Annotated in this window: 1 protein-coding gene; it reads right to left on the reverse strand. The window is 61.9% G+C overall.

Annotated features, from left to right (window positions below):
- Positions 1-307: 307 nt before the first annotated feature.
- Positions 308-1,840, reverse strand: coding sequence for an IS1380 family transposase (locus tag MK313_RS18105; RefSeq protein WP_287783640.1), 1,533 nt, complete (start codon positions 1,838-1,840; stop codon positions 308-310).
- Between the last annotated feature and the right edge of the window lie 231 nt (positions 1,841-2,071).

Consider the following 2,071-nt stretch of genomic DNA (forward strand, 5'->3'; position numbering starts at 1 on the left):
CTTGAGGAAAATACACAAAGTTGAAGATAGAAATGCCGAGGAGCACCAAGCTGAAAGTACAGACAATCTTGGTTTTGATTGAGCCCGTGTTATTCACGGCATTCTAGACGTTGTCCGATAGGGTCGGGGTAGAGTGTTGGAGGCCGGAAACCGGTTCGGAATTGTGTAAGAGCCTGACAGGGCGCGGGAATAGCTGTGCGGGAGTCGCTGTTGGGTACACACCGATATTGGTGCCCGCATGGGCCTGAATTTGAGAGGTAGATGACGGCAGTTGCCTGGGGCCTTCGGTCAGATTGGCCCGCCAGGGTTAGTCGATCATGGGCAGGCTACCGAGGCGTTGTAGGTAGTCCCACCAGTTGTGCCACAACACGGCGGCCGCCGGGGCGATGGAAATCCACACACGACGACTGTGCAAGGTGACTCTGGCGGGGACTTTCAGGTAGCGCTGACGAAACGTTCGCAGCGACATCGCCGCGGACTGACGACCGTGGGTCTTGGGTCGCCCAGGTTTGGTCTGGGCGCGTTCGGCGATACACCGTCCCAGGTTGAGCAGGTTGTGCGCCAGCACGTTCAGCGACAGCATCGCCTGGTTGGTGTTGAAGACGTCACGCGCGACCTGCCGTTGCCGAGGGGTCTGACCACGATAGTGGCTTTGGGGCCGCGTCGTCGACGACAGGTGCGGTGTGAGCGTGTGCATGAAGTCGCCCAATTGTTGCTCGTAGGTGCCGCGCTGGCGATACAGCGCCAGCAGCTCGGCTGCGGGCATGGCGCGGGTATCGAAGTTGGTGATCAGATAGAAGGAGCGGGGCAACAGCTCCTCCTCTTCTGGTGGCACGATGACGAGCACCACGCGGCGCCTCTGCTTCCAGTCCTTGGCCTGGTAGCCCAGCTCGTGGGTGCGGAAGCCTTGCTGCCGCATTTGCTCCGGCCGCTGGCCAAGGTCTTGCAGATAGCGCTGGACATAGGGCTGCGCCAACTGCTGCAGGGGCTTGTAGTTGCGGATGCGGAAGACATAGCTGGCCGGTCGCAGCCGCTGCTCCAACAGGCACAGCAGATCGTCGGCGGGGAAACCGGCGTCGCCGCGCACCGTGACCTCCCAGGCCAGGTGTGTCTCGATCCAGTCGAGATATTGACGCAAGTCGGTCCGCGCCCCGTCCGCGGTGTGCGCGTTGCCGGGGCGCAGGATGGCACCGAAGATATGCCCCAGGTCGGCTGAGCCCAGGACCAACGGGTGATAACAGGTAGCGTGGTAGTAGCCGTTGTAGAGTGCGCCGGACTGCTGGCCGTGCACGAGCACCGGCAGAGAGTCCACATCCAGGGTGATTCGGGCATAGCGCTGTCGGCCGTCCAGCCAGCGGCAGTGCTGCTGTGCGCAGCGCAGGTTGGCCTCCTTCAACACCGCCAGATTGCCCGGCTCGGCGGCGGCGGCCAGCAAGCGCGACAGCGTCGGTTGGCTGGCCAGTCCGTCGGCTGTGTGAGGCGTCGAGGGGGGCCGCAACGGCACATCCTGTCGGCGATCGCTGACGCTCAGCCGAAACGCCGGATCGTCTCGCAAGTGGTCGGCGGCGTCGGCACAGGTCCAACCCTGAGCCAGCAAGATCAGTTGTGTGCGCAGCAACTCCGGTAGCGAGTGCGTGACTTGGTTGGCTCGGCGCAGGTCGTCAAAGCCGGCGTCGATCCAGTCGATCAATCCCGTGCGCTCCATGACCTCGCGCATCATCAGTACGCCCGCATCCGCGCTCAGGCGCTCGGGCCGCGCTTCTACTCGGATGGACCTGTTGAACGTGGGACGAATGAACTCGTCTTGCTCGACATCGATGTGTGTCTCAGTTTCACCCATGGGGTGTCCTCTTTTCGGTGTCTGGTGAGGGATGTCGCTGGCCAGCGTTTTCCCTCCAAAACCTACACCTGGGAGGCACCCCAGAACAGCATTCTCTTCAACTCACCGTGAATAACACGGGTTAACATCACATGCACCAGGCGGTTTTCAACGCAAGTTCAAGGACACTCGGTAGTTCGCCAGGCTGTGAGGCCTAACATGCGATGGACCGCGACGGACGATCAGGGATTC

Origin of the sequence: Oceanibaculum sp. (genome assembly GCF_022449305.1) — a bacterium.
GTDB classification, from domain to species: Bacteria; Pseudomonadota; Alphaproteobacteria; order Oceanibaculales; family Oceanibaculaceae; genus Oceanibaculum; species Oceanibaculum indicum.